Here is a 16,313-nt window from a genome sequence, read left to right as displayed (position 1 = left end):
GCGGCCGCGCTAGAAGAACAGCGGGGCGTTTTCCTTCTCCGGCTGGGCGGCCGGTTCGGGGTTCTGGTCGGGCGGGTCGTCGCGGCGCGGGCGTTCCGTGGGTATGGCATCGCGACGGGACTGGTCGGCGGGCACATCTGGATCGTAGGGCTCGCCCTGGTTCGGATCGACACCGCCCGGCAGGACGGTGGAATCGCCGTAAGGGTCCTCCGCATCGCCGATCAGGTCGCCGATCGGGTCAGGTGCGACCCAGCCGTCGGGCATGGGCGGGCCGTTGGGAATCGGCTGGACGTTCAGGCGCGGCAGGGCCGCCTCCATGAAACCCTTCCAGATCGCCGCCGGGGCCGCGCCTCCGGTGACGCCGCGCATGGCGGTGTTGTCGTCCTTGCCGACCCAGACGGCGGTGACGAAACCGCCCGTGTAGCCGACGAACCAGGCGTCCTTGTAATCCGAGGTCGTGCCGGTCTTGCCGGCGATGTCGCGACCGGCGATGGCCGCGCTGCGCGCGGTGCCGCCCGTGACCACGCCGCGCAGCATCTGGTTCATATAATAGAGCGACGGGTTGTTGATCGCCTGACCCGACGCTGCGTCGCGGGCACCGCGCTGGTAGATCACCCGGCCCTGAGGCGTCCGAATCCGGCTGATGCCATAGGCCTCGACCCGACGGCCGCCGTTGGCGAAGGCGTCATAGGCGGTGGCCATGTCGATCGGTGAGACCTCGACCGCGCCCAGCGCCATCGCAGGCTCCAGCCCGATGCGCGACGAGATGCCGAGCCGGCGCGCCGCCCGGGCCACGCTGTCGCGACCGATCTGGTCGGCGACATAGGCGGCGACCGTATTGGTCGACTGGGCTACGGCATTGGCCAGGGTCATGTTCCCGGCGAAGGTGCCGGAGTAGTTGCGCGGGCTCCAGTTGCCGATGCGGACCGGCTCGTCGACTACCGGGGTCTCGGGCGTGTAGCCGGCCTCCATGGCGGCCAGATAGACGAAGGGCTTGAAGGCCGAACCGGCCTGGCGACGGGCGTCGACGGCGCGGTTGAACTGGCTGTCGGCATAGGAGGCGCCGCCGATCATGGCGCGCACCCGGCCGTCGCCGTCCAGCGCCACCAGGGCCGCCTGTTCCACGCCCCGAGAGGCGTCGCGGTCGAGGATGCGGCGCACGTTCCGCTCCGCTGCCGTTTGCAAGGTCAGGTCGAGGGTGGTCTCGACGATCATGTCCTCGGTCGGATCGCCGACCAGACCGCGGATCTCCTTGTCGAGCCAGTCGATGAAATACTGGGCGTGCTGGGTCGCCAGGGTGCGCGAGACGCGGACCGGCTCCAGCACGGCGGCGGCGCGCTCTTCGGGCGTGATCACACCGGACTGCGCCATCTCGTCCAGAACGACAGTAGCCCGCACCCCTGCGCGCTTGTGCTCGGACACAGGCGAATAGCGCGACGGGGCCTTCAGCAAGCCGGCCAGCAAGGCGGCCTCGCCCACGGTCAGATCCTTGGCCGACTTGTCGAAATAACGTTGCGACGCAGCCTCGATCCCATAGGCACCCGCGCCGAAATAGACCCGGTTCAGATAGAGGGCGAGAATTTCCTGCTTGGAGAATTTCATTTCCAGCCAGACGGCCAGCATCAGCTCCTGCACCTTGCGGCGCATGTTCTGGTCCGGCGTCAGGAACAGGTTCTTGGCCAGCTGCTGGGTCAGGGTCGAACCGCCCTGGACGATCCGGCCGGCGCGCATGTTGGCGGCCATGGCCCGGGTCATGCCGATCGGATCAAACCCTGGATGCCAGTAGAAGCGCTGGTCCTCGATGGCGATGAAGGCGGCCGGGACATAGTCGGGCAGGGCCTCGAGATCAGCCGGCGGGGCCTGTTGCGAGCCGCGCGTGGCGATCAGGGCCCCGTTGCGGTCCAGATAGGTGATCGAGGGCTGGCGATCGATGTCGTAGAGGGCCGAGGTATCCGGCAGGCCGCGCGCGAAGACGGCGAAGAAAACCACCAGGAAGATGGCACCCCAGACGGCCAGAACCGAGCCCCAGTAGAGGACCTGTTGCAGTCGCGTGCGCGCGGGCTTCGCCGCACCGCCGCCACCTCTGTTTCCGAAACCCGGACCGGCCATCGACATCCTCAGAAGCCCCGGCCGTCATGGCCGTTCGTCGCGTGCACCAAAACGCCTCCCACCAAAACGCATTTGTGGTGAACGTCGCGTGAAGACTTCACGTCAGCGTGATGGGCCATTCGGCCGAAACGATGGCGCGGGGCTTAACGATCATCCATCGCGATGCGCCAGCCAGACCGAGCCGTCCATGGCCCAGACGCCGGATTCAACCTGAAACCCCTCCGCGGCGAGTCTGGTCTCGTACGCCTCCGGGCCGAGGCTGCCATGATACAACGGCTCCCCCCGCCAGACGCCGACCGCATGGCCCTCGCTTGAACCGGACGAGAACAGGATCGTCGCGCGCGGGGCCGCATGGGCCAGAAGGCATGGCAGGGCGATGCGCTGATCCCCGGGCGAGAGATGGAACAGGCTGTGCCACGCCAGGACACCGGCGAAGGTTTCACCGAGGTCGAGCGTGCGCATGTCCGCCTGGACGAACCGGCCCGCCGGCAGGTTAGACGCTGCATGAGCGACCAGTCGGGCCGAGGAATCGACGCCGGTGACGCGGAAGCCTCGCTCCAGAAGCGCAGCCGCCATGGGTCGCCCCGAGCCGCAGCCGACGTCCAGCACCGGATCGCCGGGCGACAGGCGAGTCGTGAACCGGTCGAGCCAGGTCCGGTCGGCCTCGGTCAGAGCCGAGCCACGATCGGCGATCCAGTCGCTGGACCGCCGATCGTAGAGGTCGACGATATCGGCGGCCGCTTCCTGAACGGAGGGGACGACCGGATCGCTCATTCGGTCAGGAAGGCGTCCAGCCGGGCATGGAAGGCCTCAGGCTGGTCCAGAAAGATGAAGTGGGCGCTGTCGTCGATCCGCTTCAGCTCCACGCCCGGCAGGGTCGCGAAAGAAGCCTGGTAGATCATGTCGGTGATCTCGTTGGTCATCCGCGCGTCGTTGAACTTCACATACAGGACCTCGGTCGGGGCCGTGATACGCGGCAGTTCAGGGCGCAGGTCGGTCAGGATCAGTTCGCGGAAAGAACGCGAAGAGACGCCCTGGTCGCTCGTCGCCGTGTCCTCCAGCGGGCCGGCGCGCTTCGATTCCGTATTGATCATGCCGGTGACAGAGGCGGCGGCGCGAGCCTGATACTCAGCCGGGGCGGCGGTCGCCATGCCCTGATAGACCTGCTCGGCGACGGGAGCGACGCTCTCGGCCGTGGCGCCCGGCGCGCCGAACATGGCCCCCATGAAGGGCACCATGTCGACAACCATCAGCTTGCCGACCGCGTCGGGATGGCGGGCCGCCAGCATCATGCCGATGGTGCCGCCCATCGAGTGACCGACGACGACGGGCTTATCGAGATCGTTCTCGGCGATGTAGCGGGCGATCTCTTCGGCCACCGGGGCGGCGACCGGACCTTCGGCATTGCCCTCGACCGGCGCGCCCGCAAAGCCCTGGATGTGGATGCGGTGGACGCGCCAGCCTCTGCCCAGATGATCCACCGTGCCCTGCCACACGTCCGGCGAAGAGCTGAGCCCCGGGATCAGGATGATGTCGCGCACGCCCGGACCGGCCTCGCCGTCGACGCGGACGTGCATCCGGGTCGATTCGAAATCGGCGTGATGGTGGCCGTGGTCGGCGGCATGAGCGGCGTGACCGCCCTGGGCGCTCGCCGGGCCGACGAGCGCGAAATTGGCCATCAGGCCGAGGGCGGCGACAAGGCCGGTGAGGATCTGGCTGTTCATGAAATCTGTTTTCCCTGAGCCGGCACGCCCGGCGTTCTGGTCCCTTGTCGTCACAGGTCGTGCGAACGGATGCAGGCCGCAACCTGCCGTGACGAATTTCCTCGGACAATGACGAAAGCGAAACCAGCCTCTATCATCCGACCATGACGCCAGCCGACAGCCCGATGAACGCCTCGCCCGAGGCCAAGGCCCCGCCCGCCGCCTTCGGCAAGGGGTTTGTGCTGGACACCTGGTATTTCGCCGCCCTGTCGCGCGACGTCGCCGAAGCCTCGCTGAAACGCTACGAACTGCTGGGCGAACCGGTTCTGATCGGGCGCCGTCGCGACGGCCAGGTCTATGCGATGCGCGACATCTGTCCGCACCGCGCCGCGCCCCTGTCGGCCGGGCGGCTGGTGCAGAAGCCGGGCGAGCCGGAGACGGTCGAGTGCTGCTACCACGGCTGGCGCTTCCGCACTGACGGGGTCTGCGCCGCCATCCCGTCGCTGGTGGACGAACAGCCATTCGAGGTCGAACGGGTCCGGGTGCGGTCCTATCCGGTGGTCGAGAGCCAGGGGATGGTGTTCGTCTTCATCCGCTCCGATCCCCGCTCGGACGCCGAGCCTGATCATCCGCCGCCGACCTTCCCCGGCGTCGTCGGCGGCGACGCGAAACTGGTCGAGTGGATGGATTTCGACAGCCATATCGACCACGCGGTCGTCGGCCTGATGGACCCCGCCCATGGGCCCTATGTGCATCAGCAATGGTGGTGGCGCTCCGAACAGTCGATGCACGAGAAGTCCAAGGCCTTCGAGCCGCGCGAGCTGGGCTTCGCCATGGTGCGGCACGCGCCGTCGTCGAACTCACGCGCCTACAAGATCCTCGGCGGGGCACCCGCAACGGAGATCAGTTTCCGCCTGCCCGGATATCGCTGGGAGCATATCAAGGTGGGAGAGAAACAGGTTCTGGCCCTGACCTGTCTGACGCCGATCACCGAGACGAAGACGCGGATCACCCAGATCTTCTGGTCCGATCACTGGGTGTTCGGCATCGCCAAACCCTTCCTGCGGATGGGCGTGGTCGCCTTCCTGAGACAGGACGGCGGGATGGTGAACCTGCAGAACGAGGGGCTGCGCTACGATCCGGCCCTGATCTGGATCGACGACGCCGACAGACAGGCGAAATGGTACCAGCAGCTCAAGCGCGAATGGCAGAAAAGCCGCGCTGGGCAGCGCGGCTTCTCCAACCCGGTCAAGCCGGCCGTTTTGAAGTGGAAGAGCTGAAGGCTCTTCCCGGGACTATTTCGTGCTGACGCCGGCCAGCAGGGTATCGACCTGGCGGCCGATGTGGTCGGCCAGCTGGTCGACGCTCCAGCCGTCGTAGGCGGCGCGGCGATAGTTGGACAGATAGGCGTCCCAGGTCAGTTCCGTCAGGAGGGCGATATCGGCATCCTGCCTGATCTCGCCGGCACCGATGCCGGCGCGCAGGAGGTCGGAGATGACGTCGGTCAGAACCTGGGTCGCGGCGCGCTGGCGGGTCGCGGCCGCGACCGGCTGGAACCAGGAGCGGGCGACGATGGCCTGGAACAGCGGCAGTTGGTCGATCGAGCCGTGATAGCCGGCGGTCAGGGCGTTGACGAGGCGATCACGCGTCGAGCCGTCACCGGCACCGTTCAACATGACCTCGGCAAGACCGGCCATATCTTCGGTCAGGACCGCCTCAAACAGTTCGGCCTTGTCCTGGAAATTGGCGAACACCGCACCGGTCGACATGCCCGCGCCCTTGGCGATGTCGCGGATCGTGGCGGGCTCGTAGCCCCGTTCGGCGAACAGATTGCGGGCGGCGTCCAGCACCTTCTGGCGCGTGCGCACCTTGGCGGCCTGACGGCGGTTCAGCCGGGGCTGCGCTTCATTGGAGGACGGGGTGGCGGTCGGCGCGGACTCACGCATGAACACGGATACTCTGTAGCTGACGCTTCACGGCGGGAGGGGTCCGCGAAGCAGATGGACAGAAGGGGCTGTGACTGGGTCGGTCACGCCGACGGTGCGGACGCGAGCAAGCGACCCGTAGAACGCCGGGCCCCGGGGGGAAGTTGCGCTTTCATCACGGAAGGATGACCAAAATGGGTCGTGGTTCTGGTTAAGGCTTCGGGCTGGCTCTGAGAGCGCGGGTCTTGCGGTTGCGCCGGTTCTCGGGGATGGCGGCCTGGAAGACCGCCCGGTATTTGTCACGGCGCTCGTGGATCGAGGCGAGGACCAGCCCCATCGGCACGCCGAGATCGACCAGGGTATTCTCGGCCAGTTGCAGGCTGGCCTCGGTCGTTTCCGGCACGGCGTCTGTGACGCCCAGCCCGTAAAGGCGGGCCGCATGGCGGTCGTCGCGGGCGCGGGCGATGACGATCAGGTCGTCACGCAGGGCGCGGGCTGTCATGACGACCTCGTCCACCTTGGTCGGGGCGTCCATGGTGACGACAAGGGCGCGGATGGTCTCGACGCCGCACAGGGACAGCATTTCCGGTCGGGCCGCATCGCCGTAGGAGACGTCATGGCCGTCGCGTCGACCGGCGGCGACGGTGGCCGGATCAGTGTCGACGGCGATAAAGCTCTGGCCATGCTCGGCCAGCATCTCGGCGACCAGACGGCCCACCCGGCCGAAGCCGACGATCAGAACTGCGGCGTCTTTTGAGCCCGGTCCTGTGTCCGGCGGCAGGTCCGCGACAGGCGGCGCGGCGGTGGAACGGGCCAGCCGCTGGCCCAGCATGGCGGCCAGGGGCACGGCGAACATGCTGATGGTCGCGGCGACGAGGACGGCCTGGGTGAAGGCCGGCGTCGCCACGCCCTCCACCAGACTGGTGTTGATGATGACGAAGGCGAACTCTCCCGCCGGACCGAGCACCAGGGCCGTCTCGACGGCGGCGCGGGCGGACAGGCCCCAGGCCGGGCCAGGCCGAAGATCAGAACCGCCTTGATGGCGATGACTCCGACGGCAAGGCCGAACACCAGAACCGGCTCGGCTGCGACGACGTCGAGGTCCAGACCGATGCCGACGCCGACAAAGAAGACCCCCAGCAGCAGGCCCTTGAAGGGTTCGATATTGATCTCGATCTCGCGGCGATACTCGGTCTCGGCCAGAAGAATGCCTGCGATCAGAGCCCCGAGGCTCATCGACAGGCCGGACGCCTGGGCGGCCACGCCGGCGCCGACGACGACCAGCAGGCACAGGGCGACGAACAGCTCCTGACTGCCGCCGCCGGACTTGCTGCGGCTCCTGGCCACGGACCGGAACAGGGGACGCAGACCCAGTCGGCCCACGAGGACGATCAGGGCCAGGCCGATGGCCGCGGGCGCGAGCGTCAGCAGGGCGGGGCCGAGGACGGAGGGCGAGAGGTCGCCTCCGGCCGCCGACAGGGTCGTCAGCACGGTGACGGTGATCAGGATCGGCGCGACGGCCAGATCCTGGGCCAGCAATCCTGCAAAGGTGGCGCGACCGACCGCGCCGCGCATCCTTCCCCGTTCGGCCATGACCGGCAGGACCACCGCCGTCGACGACAAGGCCAGTCCCATGCCGAGCACCGCGGCGCCGGCCAGCGGCTGGCCCAGCAGCATGAAGGCGCCCGCCAGGACGGCGGAACAGAGGACAACCTGCAGCATGCCGAAGCCGAAGACGAGCCTGCGCATCGCCTTCAGCCGCTCCCATGACAGTTCCAGCCCGATCATGAACAGGAGGAAGGCGACGCCCAGTTCCGAGAGCTGGGCCAGTTGATCGGCGTCATCGATGGTGAACCAGCCGAGCCAGGGGACGACAGGGGCGAAGCGACCGAGCCCGTCCGGGCCCAGCAGCACGCCGGCCGCCAGGAAGCCCAGAACGGGGCTGATCTTCCAGCGATTGAACAGGGGCACGACCACCCCCGCAGCCGCCAGGAAAACCACCAGGTCCTTGTAGTCGCCGCCGCCGTGCCCGCCCGCCATTCGATCTCCTTGCCGGATGATCGTCACCCTAAAGGCGCCGCGTGGCGAGCGCCGAGCCGGGATTCATGAACTTTTTTTAAGGCGACGCCCCGCAGACCCGGCGTAGGGTCCGGGCCAGTCGCCGTCCACGGCGCGAACCCGTTGACGGAAAACCCCAGGAAACCCCATGAACAGATTTATGATCGGCGCCGCTGTCGGCGCACTGCTGCTGCCTTCCACGGCTATGGCCCAGAGTGCGCAACACGACCACGGCTGCCTCGACGAAGACTGCACGATCTACTCACTGTTCCAGGAAACCCCCGCCGTTCCCGGCTTCACCGGCTGGCAGGGCATCAATGCGCCGAAATATGGGACCTGGGGTTTTGACCCGGCCGGGATGGACGCCTCTGTCCTGCCGGGCGACAGTTTCATGCGCTACGCCAACGGGGCGGCCCTGGACCGGATGACCATCCCGGCCGACCGGACCAGCTATGGCTCCTTCAACGTCCTTTCTGACCTGTCCGAAAACCGGCTGAAGGCCATGATCGACAGTCTGGCTGCCCGCACCGACCTGGCGTCGGGCTCGGACGAACAGAAGATCGCCGATGCCTATCGGAGCTATATGGACGTGGCGCGGGTCGAGCAGCTGGATGCACAGCCGCTGGCTCCCTACCTCGCGGCCATCCGTGCGATCGATACCCATGAGGCCATGGCCGCCCACATGGGTCTCCGCGGCCGGATCGGTGGCTCCTTCTTCGGAACCGGCATCACGATCGACCAGAAATTCCCGGATCGCTACGTCGTCTCGGCCGGTCAGGCCGGGCTCGGCATGCCGAACCGCGACTATTACCTTCTGCCCGTCCACGCGGACAAAAAGGTCAAGTACGAGGCCTATGTGGCCCAGATGCTGGAGATGATCGGCTGGGACGATCCGGCAGGCAACGCCGCTGCGATCGTGGCGGTCGAGACCGCCATCGCCGAGGCCCACTGGACGCCGATCGAGAGCCGCAACCGCGACCGGACATACAACGAATCCAGCATCCAGCAGCTGGTCAGCGAGGCCCCCGGCTTCGACTGGGTCGGATACTTCAATGCCGGCCAGCTTGGCGACGTGCCGCGTCTGGTCGTTCGCCAGAACACGGCCATGCCGAAGATCGCCGCCATCTATGCCGCCACGCCGATCGAGACCCTGCGCGCCTGGCAAGCCTTCCACACGACGGATGGCGCGGCCAGCTGGCTGTCCAGCCGGTTCGAGACGGCGCGCTGGGGCTTTTACAACCGCGATCTCGGCGGCCAGCCCGAGCAGCGGCCGCGCGACAAGCGTGGCGTCGGTTTTGTTCAGGGTGCCCTCGGCGAGGCCCTCGGCCGCCAGTATGTGGCCGACTATTTCCCCGCCGAATCCAAGGCCAAGATGGAGGAGCTGGTCGCCAACCTGGTCCGGGCCCAGCGGATCCGCATCGAGAACCTGACCTGGATGAGTCCCGAGACGAAGGTCGAGGCCCTCGACAAGCTGGCGAAATTCACCGTCAAGATCGGCTATCCCGAGCGTTGGCGTGACTATTCGGCGCTTGAAATCCGGCCCGACGACCTGTTCGGCAATGGCGAGCGCGAGGCCATGTTCCAGTGGAACTACCAGCGCAATCGCCTGAACCAGCCGGTCGACAAGGCCGAGTGGGGCATGACGCCCCAGACGGTGAACGCCTATTATAACTCGACCAATAACGAGATCGTCTTTCCGGCAGCCATCCTGCAGCCGCCGTTCTTCGATCCCGACGCCGATCCGGCGGTCAACTACGGGGCCATCGGCGGCGTCATTGGCCACGAGATCGGCCACGGCTTCGACGACCAGGGCCGCAAGTCTGACGGCAACGGCGTGCTGCGCGACTGGTGGACCGCCGGGGATGCGGCGAACTTCACCGCACTGACGACCCGCCTGGGAGCCCAGTACGACACCTATGAGGTCGCGCCGGGCCACAACGTCCAGGGCGGCCTGTCGATGGGCGAGAACATCGGCGACGCCAACGGCGTGGCGGTGGGGCTGGAGGCCTATCACCTGTCCCTGGCCGGGCGGCCCGCGCCGGTCATCGACGGCTGGACCGGCGAGCAGCGGTTCTTCTTCGGCTGGGCCCAGGTCTGGCAGACCAAGTCCCGCGAAGCGGCGCTGATACGGCAGGTCGCCGTGGGTCCCCACTCCCCAGCGGAGTTCCGGGTCATCGGCCCGCTGCGCAACGTCGACGCCTGGTACGAGGCCTTCGGTGTCCAGCCGGGCGCGCGGTTCTACCTGGCGCCGGAAGAGCGGGTTCGCATCTGGTAGCAACGCCTCGTCTCCTCCCCGTTCGCCGCCTGGCGACGCCGACGTGTTGGCGCTCATCGACTCCCTGCATCCCCGCCTCCGCGGGGATGCAGGGATGACAAGCAGGCGTGTTTCATCGCTCCCTGCCCATCGGGCGGAAGTTGTGGGGAAGTGGACGGAGCCCGGGCGGTCGCCCGGAACCGGGATGGCCCCCTGCTTTCGCGTTACGGGGACCGGATGAGAATTTTCGGCTCGCGCCGGGGCTCCGTCGCGACCGGTTCACGCGAGCGGCCGGTGACGGGCTTCGTGCAGCCTGTGAGGTTTTCGTCGTTTTCGACCCCCACGCTTTGCGCCGCTTAAACCCAGTCCGGCCTCAGCCCGCGACGGGCGGAGGGTGTCAGGTCCCTCCGGGCTCCATGGTTTGTCACCCCATGGACAGTCCTGCATCAGCGCCGGTTCGTGCCTCCACAGATCCAGCTCCTCGCCGGATCAGGGGCCTCGGCCGCGCGCAGCGATACAGTTTCCCGCTCGATCGCGCCCCGCCGCACGTCCGGGTCCTGGGCCCAGGACGCCTTCCCCCTGCGACGGGACGGCGAGAAGTGTCGGCGCGGTTTGGGAGGGGGCGCACATAAAGGCTCTAAATAATCCCGGGCGTTGAAATCGTTGGGGTCCTGGGGGGATGTGTTGATGGGTATGGCTTCCCTCTCCCGGCGGGAGAGGGCTTGAGCGTCCAGGAGCGCAGCGATTGGAAACGCGAAAGCGTGAGGGGGTGGCGCTCGCCGGTGAGGGGGTGCCCCTCACCCTTTGGCTGCTACGCGCCGCCCTTCGGATCGGCTGGCGCATCGCTACGCTCTGCGAGCCTCAAGCCCTCTCCCGCCGGGAGAGGGAGGGGTCACAGACGCGAAAAAGCCCGCTGCGGGGGATACATCGCAGCGGGCTTTCACGCTCTCTGAGGAGCGGACGTTTCCTCCCCGAAACGCCTCCGATCAGCGGCTGCGCCTTGTCAGCGCCGCGCCGTTCGAGTGAGTGCAGATGGCGCTCCGGGCCGGCTCAAGTCAATCAAACCACAGGCGAAAACGGACAGTTTCATGACTGAACATCGATAACACATCCGCAGACGACTTACATTCTCGAAGAAGCTTCGATAATAACGCGAATAGCTCGCACGAGATCTGTGCGCGGGACCGTCTGCTGGCCGGGGCGCTCGGCCTTCCAGGCGTCATTGTCGGCCAGGCCCGCCGCAGCGGCGCGGCCGGCGTCGAGGTCCTTGATCGTCACCTGACCGGCCGCGATCTCATCGCCGCCCAGCATGACGACGGCCGGGGCGTTGCGGCGGTCGGCGTATTTCATCTGGGCCTTCATCCCGGCACGACCGAGGTAGAGTTCGGCGGCGATGCCGGCCGCACGCAGTTCGGAGACGGCGTCGAGATAGGACTGCATGTCGTCCTGGGAGAAGACGATCACGACCACGGGGCCGCGCGCGACCTCGCCGGCCCGTCCGGCCGCGCGGAGCGCCGAGGCCAGTCGAGAGACGCCGAAGGAGAAGCCGGTCGCCGGGGTGCTCTGGCCGGTGAACCGGGCCACGAGATCGTCGTAGCGGCCGCCGCCGCCGATCGAGCCGAAGCGGACCGGGCGGCCCCTGTCGTCGGTGGTGTCGAGCAGCAGCTCCGCCTCGAACACGGCACCGGTATAGTATTCCAGGCCGCGCACGATGGTCGGGTCGAAGCGGACGGTGGCCTGATCCACCCGCATGGCGGTCAGGGCGCGGTCGATGCCGGCCAGCTCCTCCAGAGCGGCCTCGCCCGCCGCGCCGAGCCCGCCGGAGCGGGCGATGGCGTCGAGGGTCTCGGCGCGCGTGCCTTCCGAGGCCGAACCCAGGAAGGCCTCGATGGTCGCGGCGAGGCCCAGAGGCAGGTTGGCACCCTTCGTGTAGTCGCCACTGTCGTCCAGACGACCCTCGCCCAGCAAGGCGGCCACGCCCTCCCAGCCGAGGCGGTCGAACTTGTCGATGGCGCGAAGGGCGGTCAGGCGCTGGATCGGATCGGTGACCCCGCCGGCCTCGAACAGGCCGTCGAAAAGCTTGCGGTTGGAGACGCGGACCACGGCCTGACCCTCGGCCAGACCCGCAGCCTTGAGGCCCTCGCAGGCCATGGCGATGATCTCGGCGTCAGCCTCCGGGCGGTCGGAACCGACGGTATCGGCGTCGCACTGGACGAACTCGCGGAAGCGGCCGGGACCGGGCTTCTCGTTGCGCCAGACCGGTCCGAAGGCGTAGCGGCGATAGGGTTTGGGCAGGGTCTCCCACGACTGGGCCGCGAACCGGGCGAGCGGGGCGGTCAGGTCGTAACGCAGGGCCATCCACTGTTCGTCGTCGTCCGGGAGCGCAAAGACGCCCTCGTTCGGACGATCGGCGTCAGGCAGGAATTTGCCGAGCGCGTCGGCGTATTCAAAGGCGCCGGTCTCCAGCGGCTCGAAGCCCCAACGCTCATAGACCTCCGACACCTGGCGCACGATCCGGCGCTCGGCCGCGACCTCGGGCCCGCGCCGGTCGGCGAAACCCCGGGGGCCTCTGGCTTCGGGACGGATGGGTTCTGGCGTTTCGGCAGGAGGGGAGGCGTCGGTCATGCCGGGGGTTCTAGAGTGGCGAGTGGCGAGTGGCGAGTGGCGAGTTCAAGGCGCTCTTCCACCGCCCGGCGTGACCGGGGACGGGAGATGGTCCGGAGCGGACCCCGCCACTCGTCACTCCTCACTCCTCACTCGCCACTGCCCTACTTCCTCAGCGGCACCATCCGGCCATAGGTCAGGCAGCGCCAGACCCACTCCAGCGGCCCCATCGAGAAGACCGACAGCCACAGCGGCGACCAGATGATCTGGGCGGCCCAGATCGCGCCGACCACCATCCACATCTGGGCCGGGCCCTGCTGGCCGAACCACATCGGGCCCCACGGCGCGTAGTAGAGGGTGACCATGATCAGGGTCTGGGTCAGATAGTTGGTGAAGGCCATCCGTCCGACCGGCGCCAGCCAGCCGACCAGCGGCCTGAGGCCGAAGCGAACCAGAAGGATCAGGACGCTGGCGTAGAAGAGGGTGATCAGGAAGGCCGCCCCGCCTGCGGCCCCCGCCAGACCCCGGGTCGGGTCGCTGTCGCCCGCCATGGCGTCCTGCCAGCCCAACACGGCGAAGGCCGCCAGATTGGCCCCGCCGACCAGGATGACCAGGCCATAGGTCCACAGCGGCGCGCGGCCGTGCAGGTAGCCGGACTTGAACAGGCCGAGCCCCAGCATCATCAACGGCACAGTCACCGGGATCAGGAACGGGCTTGCCATCAGCTGGAAGGTCGCCCAGGTCTTGAGGTTCTCCAGGAAGCCGGCGGGCCAGCCGGAACGGTAGAGGGCCACGGCCTCGGCGATGACTTCGGGGGTGGCCGACGGGGCTCCCGCCTCCATCTGGGCGGCCATCTCGGGCGGCAGATTGGCCATACCCCAGTAGGCGAGCGTGGCGACCACGCCCCACAAGAGTGTCACCCCGCCCCCGATCCACAGCAGCCGCCGGGCGCTCCACGAGCGCATCAACATCATCAGCAGGCCGCAGTAGGCGTAGTGGAGCAGGATGTCGCCATACCAGAGCAAAGCCCCGTGCAAGACCCCGAACAGACCCAGCCAAAGCAGGCGGCGCCAGAGCAGCGCGCCCCGGCGTTCGTCATTCTTTTCGCCGCCGACGAGGAAGATCGACACGCCGAACAGCATGGTGAAGAGGGTGCGGAACTTGTCCGAGAAGAAGACGTCGGTGACCCACAGGCCGATCAGGTCGGCCTGGCCGGTCGCGCCGGGCGGCGGCGCCTCGGCCATCATGAGCTGGAACGGCCAGGCGAAGGCCATGGCGTTGACGGCGAGGATCCCCAGGATCGCCCATCCGCGCAGGACATCGAGCTGGAAGATGCGGTCCTTCGCCCCGGTCGGCTCCAGGCCTCCGGCAGCGGTCTGAGGCTGAACCTCGATTGCGGGCATGGCCATTGCTTTCCCCAAAGCAGACAATAGGCAGACTCTAGCGCAAAGCCGGATCGGGTAAACCACCCGATGGACCTATGGTCAGCCGCCGAGCACGCCCGGACGATCCTTCACCTTCTCCGGCGCGGGGATGAAGGCGATGAAGGCGGCGCAGAGGCCAGCCCACAGGGCGTAACTGACCCCGACCAGGATCGCGACCGGCAGGCCGGCGACGCCATAGATGAGGAGGGTCGTTTCGGTTGCGCCCACGCCCTGGCCGAGAGTGCCGGACTCGACCCAGCCATAGACCATCATGGCCAGGGCCAGCACCGTCTGGGCGGCGGCGGCCAGCAAGCCCCCATAGAGCATGAAGCGCCATACGACGCCGAGCCGCGAGGCCGGGCGACCGCGACGGTCGCGCTCGCGCCGGATCGACCACAGGCCCACGGGCACGGCGAACAGGCCGATCACCAGAACCGTCAGCCGCCAGTCGATCTCCCGACCCGGAATCCAGTTCTGCGGCGGCCAGACCAGCAGGGTGAGGATCAGCGGTGGCCACATGATGCCGGCCAGGGCCGCGAGCGGGATCGCCGCGCGGGTCCGCCGCCAGATGACCGGTGCCTGACCGGGCAGATCAGCGGGCGTGTCGAAACGGGCCATCAGCGTGTGGGGACCGGCGCGTCGCCGGAATAGTCGTAGAAGCCGCGCCCGGACTTGCGCCCCAGCCAGCCGGCCTCGACGTATTTCACCAGCAGGGGACAGGGCCGGTATTTCGAGTCGGCCAGGCCGTCATAGAGCACATTCATGATGGCCAGCACGACGTCCAGACCCATGAAGTCGGCCAGCTCCAGCGGCCCCATCGGATGGTTGGCACCCAGCTTAAGCGCCTTGTCGATCGAGGCGACGTTGCCGACACCTTCATAGAGGACATAGATCGCCTCGTTGATCATCGGCACCAGGATGCGGTTGACGATAAAGGCGGGGAAGTCCTCGGCATTGGTCGTGGTCTTGCCCAGGCTCTCGGCGAAGGCGACGGCGGTGTCGTAGGTCGCGGCCGAGGTGGCGATGCCGCGGATGATCTCCACCAGCTTCATCACCGGCGCCGGCTTCATGAAATGCAGGCCGATGAACCGGTCAGGCCGGTCCGTCGCGGACGCCAGCCGGGTGATCGAGATGGAGGAGGTGTTGGAGGCCAGAAGGGTGTTCGCGCCGAGATGCGGGACCAGTTCGGCGAACACAGCCTTCTTGGTGGCCTCGTCCTCGACGGCGGCCTCGATGACCAGATCGGCCTTGCCGGCCTCGGCCAGGGTCTCGACGCCGGAAATGTTGGCGAGGGCCGCATCGGCCTGGGCCCGGGTGACGGTCCCGCGCTCGACCTGGCGGGCCAGGGAGGCGCCGATCGAGCCGATCGCCACGGGCAGCCTGTCGGCGGCCAGGTCGTAAAGCCGCACCTGATATCCGCCCAGGGCCACGGCGTGGGCGATACCGACGCCCATCTGCCCGGCGCCGATCACGGCGACTGATTTGATCGTGGAGGTCATGAAGTCGTGGTCAGAAGCGGCGTCTCGCCCGGGCGTCCGCACCTTAAGAGCGTCCGGGCGCGGCGCAAGGCTGGAATATCGCAGTGCGGCGCCGAGGCCACGACCCCGGCGTCATGCTGGAGCCTGATCAATCCGGAAAACCGCGCGCACTTTTCCGGATCAGACCCTAGCCGAGGACGCCGATGATCGGCCCGGCCGCCATATTGTTGAAGGCGATCCGCGCGAAATTCAGCAGCAGCAGCACGACGATCGGCGAGATGTCGATGCCGCCCAGCGTCGGGATGATCCGCCGGAAAGGCTCCATCAGGGGCCGCGTGACCGCGTCGAGGAATCCGGCAAGCTGGTTCACGAAGCGGTTGCGGTGGTTGATCACATCGAAGGCGAACAGCCAGCTGAGGATCGCCGAGCCGATGATGAACCAGGTCATCAGGCTGATGATGGCGTTGATGAGCCAGACGATCGCCATTCCCATGCGGGGAACTCCTGAAAGAAGGGGGGAACCCCGGTTCTAGCCGTCGGACCGCGGAAGGCCAAGGTTTTGCGTGGTCGCAGGCGCCGATACCGCAGAGATTGACACCGCGCCTCGCCCCCGCCTATGTCCCGCCCTCGCCTGTCACCCGGAAAACGGGGCCGTAGCTCAGTTGGTAGAGCGCGTCGTTCGCAATGACGAGGTCAGGGGTTCGACTCCCCTCGGCTCCACCAGGCTTGCAATATCAAGCACTTGGCCACCGCCGCGT

General features: G+C 67.6%; 13 protein-coding genes and 1 tRNA gene. 3 read left to right on the top strand and 11 right to left on the bottom strand.

What is annotated here, in order from left to right; translation table 11 throughout:
• Positions 1–9 precede the first annotated feature (9 nt).
• From ACW18A_RS16080 to ACW18A_RS16070, 3 genes are all read right to left on the bottom strand, one after another.
• The gene (locus ACW18A_RS16080; RefSeq protein ID WP_492022710.1) at positions 10–2,109 is read right to left on the bottom strand and encodes a transglycosylase domain-containing protein; all 2,100 of its coding nucleotides are present in this window, start codon (positions 2,107–2,109) and stop codon (positions 10–12) included.
• A gap of 150 nt (positions 2,110–2,259) precedes the next feature.
• Positions 2,260–2,883, bottom strand: coding sequence for a class I SAM-dependent methyltransferase (locus tag ACW18A_RS16075; RefSeq protein WP_492022709.1), 624 nt, complete (start codon positions 2,881–2,883; stop codon positions 2,260–2,262).
• Positions 2,880–3,833 carry an alpha/beta fold hydrolase gene (locus ACW18A_RS16070; protein ID WP_492022708.1) on the bottom strand — a complete coding sequence of 318 codons (954 nt, stop codon included), beginning with the start codon at positions 3,831–3,833 and terminating at the stop codon, positions 2,880–2,882. The genes ACW18A_RS16075 and ACW18A_RS16070 overlap by 4 nt, the downstream gene beginning before the upstream one ends.
• Before the next feature lie 143 nt (positions 3,834–3,976).
• Here ACW18A_RS16070 and ACW18A_RS16065 point away from each other — a divergent pair, with 143 nt between their 5' ends.
• Positions 3,977–5,092, top strand: a complete 1,116-nt coding sequence (locus tag ACW18A_RS16065; protein WP_492022707.1) for a Rieske 2Fe-2S domain-containing protein — start codon at positions 3,977–3,979, stop codon at positions 5,090–5,092.
• 15 nt (positions 5,093–5,107) lie between these two features.
• Here the strand turns inward: ACW18A_RS16065 and ACW18A_RS16060 are convergent, their stop codons facing one another.
• The 3 genes from ACW18A_RS16060 to ACW18A_RS16050 form a co-directional block, all read right to left on the bottom strand.
• Positions 5,108–5,758 carry a TetR/AcrR family transcriptional regulator gene (locus ACW18A_RS16060; protein ID WP_492022706.1) on the bottom strand — a complete coding sequence of 217 codons (651 nt, stop codon included), beginning with the start codon at positions 5,756–5,758 and terminating at the stop codon, positions 5,108–5,110.
• Between the two features lie 190 nt (positions 5,759–5,948).
• On the bottom strand, positions 5,949–6,584 hold the full coding sequence (locus ACW18A_RS16055; protein WP_492024414.1) for an NAD-binding protein: 636 nt from the start codon (positions 6,582–6,584) through the stop codon (positions 5,949–5,951).
• Complete coding sequence (locus tag ACW18A_RS16050) at positions 6,473–7,777, bottom strand: cation:proton antiporter domain-containing protein (protein WP_492022705.1); 1,305 nt, start codon at positions 7,775–7,777, stop codon at positions 6,473–6,475. The genes ACW18A_RS16055 and ACW18A_RS16050 overlap by 112 nt, the downstream gene beginning before the upstream one ends.
• Positions 7,778–7,943: 166 nt before the next feature.
• Between ACW18A_RS16050 and ACW18A_RS16045 the strand changes: the two genes are divergently transcribed.
• A complete protein-coding gene (locus tag ACW18A_RS16045; protein ID WP_492022704.1) occupies positions 7,944–10,070 on the top strand; it encodes a M13 family metallopeptidase in 2,127 nt (708 codons plus the stop codon).
• A 1,101-nt stretch (positions 10,071–11,171) separates the two neighbouring features.
• Here the strand turns inward: ACW18A_RS16045 and hisS are convergent.
• From hisS to ACW18A_RS16020, 5 genes are all read right to left on the bottom strand, one after another.
• Positions 11,172–12,674, bottom strand: coding sequence for a histidine--tRNA ligase (hisS, locus tag ACW18A_RS16040; RefSeq protein WP_492022703.1), 1,503 nt, complete (start codon positions 12,672–12,674; stop codon positions 11,172–11,174).
• Positions 12,675–12,817: 143 nt separating this feature from the next.
• Positions 12,818–14,062, bottom strand: coding sequence for a DUF418 domain-containing protein (locus tag ACW18A_RS16035; RefSeq protein ID WP_492022702.1), 1,245 nt, complete (start codon positions 14,060–14,062; stop codon positions 12,818–12,820).
• A gap of 75 nt (positions 14,063–14,137) precedes the next feature.
• The gene (locus ACW18A_RS16030) at positions 14,138–14,695 is read right to left on the bottom strand and encodes a phthalate transporter (protein WP_492022701.1); all 558 of its coding nucleotides are present in this window, start codon (positions 14,693–14,695) and stop codon (positions 14,138–14,140) included.
• Entirely contained in the window at positions 14,695–15,576 is an 882-nt protein-coding gene (locus ACW18A_RS16025; RefSeq protein ID WP_492022700.1) for a 3-hydroxybutyryl-CoA dehydrogenase, read from the bottom strand. The genes ACW18A_RS16030 and ACW18A_RS16025 overlap by 1 nt, the downstream gene beginning before the upstream one ends.
• A gap of 166 nt (positions 15,577–15,742) precedes the next feature.
• Positions 15,743–16,048, bottom strand: coding sequence for a YggT family protein (locus tag ACW18A_RS16020; protein ID WP_492022699.1), 306 nt, complete (start codon positions 16,046–16,048; stop codon positions 15,743–15,745).
• Positions 16,049–16,202: 154 nt separating this feature from the next.
• On the opposite strand from ACW18A_RS16020, the gene ACW18A_RS16015 reads away from it, so the two are divergent.
• Positions 16,203–16,278, top strand: a tRNA-Ala gene (locus ACW18A_RS16015).
• Positions 16,279–16,313: the final 35 nt, after the last annotated feature.

This window comes from Brevundimonas sp. AVps5, from assembly GCF_058681515.1.
Note: the sequence above shows the minus strand (reverse complement) of the source record. Positions and strands in the feature narration are given on the sequence as shown.